Here is a 1,193-nt window from a genome sequence, read left to right on the forward strand (position 1 = left end):
AGAACCTGCCCGCAACGCCGGCCGCCGCCAGCCCGCCCCCGGCGCAGGCCAACCACCGTGCTTCGGCACCCGCGACGGCAGCCGAGCCAATGCCCGGCAGGACTACCGTCGGGGGCCCGCTGTCGCGTGAGGCGCGCAGGCAGGACCTGTTGCACCGCGCCCGCGCCGAGGACGTGCTGCACTGACAGCAGCACCAACGCCCCATCTCCGCGGAAACGCTGCGCAAGCGGCTCGCCGTTGGCACCGGGACAGCCCGCGGCCTGGTCGCCCAGTTGCGCGCTGACATCCACGGTGCGCTCGATGGTCGCAGCAACCGGCCGACGTCGTAGACCAGGGCGGCGAACCGAGGGACGCAGGTTGGCCGGTCGCTGATCCTCCTGCTCGGCCGACAGATCACACGGTGGTCGCCGGTGCGGTGGTGGTCGGGCTGTCATCCTCACGGGTGAACAGCGTCATGGCGGACGTCGGTCGGTGCGGTCAGCTCGCGGGGGGATTGCGGATGGCGGGTCTTCTGGAGAGCGTCGAGCCGGATGGCACGGGCGGGCATGTCGAACATGGTGCCGGCGGACGCCATGACCGGCCACCGGGTCGGCCGGCCGTCTTCACTCGGAACCGAACCGCCCAGACGGCTGCTGTTAATATGGGGGCGTGGACCGTTCGTGCCTCATCTGGTGGCGCTCTTCCTGAGCTTTAATGCGTGGAGTCATGTTGACCATAGCTCTTCCCAGACCAGACCGGTTTCGGCGAGGAACCCCAACAGCAACGGGGGCCGGTACTGCATTCGTTTCAGCCCGTGCTTGACCGCCTGGCAGACCTCGTCGAGGGCGCGGGCAGCCAGGTTCACCACAGCGGTGCGCTTGAGCTGTGACCACACCCCCTCGGCCGGGTTCAGCTCAGGGGCGTAGGCCGGTAGCAGCACCGCGCTCACCCAGCCCGCGTGCTCCCGCAGGAACGTGGTCATCTCCGTCTGCCGGTGGATGTTCACCCGGTCCCAGACCAGCACCAGCCGGCCCCCGGGAAGCTGCGCATGCGCGGCGGCCAGCAGATCCCGGCAGTCCTCCCAGCCGATCCCCCTGCGCCCGCCACCACCCCGCCAGGTCCGGGCCCGGTAGAGCAGCCGCGGACGCCAGCCGGGCCGGTAGCAGACCATCCCGACCACACTCACCCGGCCGTTCCCACCCCGCCCCGGTACC

At 70.6% G+C, this 1,193-nt stretch carries 1 protein-coding gene and 1 pseudogene; one reads left to right on the forward strand and one right to left on the reverse strand.

The genetic code is table 11. The annotated features are described in order from the left end of the window. A pseudogene (locus AC08OX_RS14345) lies at positions 1-185 on the forward strand (hypothetical protein); the annotation flags it as partial. Positions 186-703: 518 nt separating this feature from the next. Here the strand turns inward: AC08OX_RS14345 and AC08OX_RS14350 are convergent. Then, the coding region (locus AC08OX_RS14350; protein ID WP_476608283.1) for a transposase at positions 704-1,193 on the reverse strand (490 nt) is incomplete at its 5' end.

It is taken from the genome of Frankia sp. CoBUL1 (assembly GCF_978021245.1).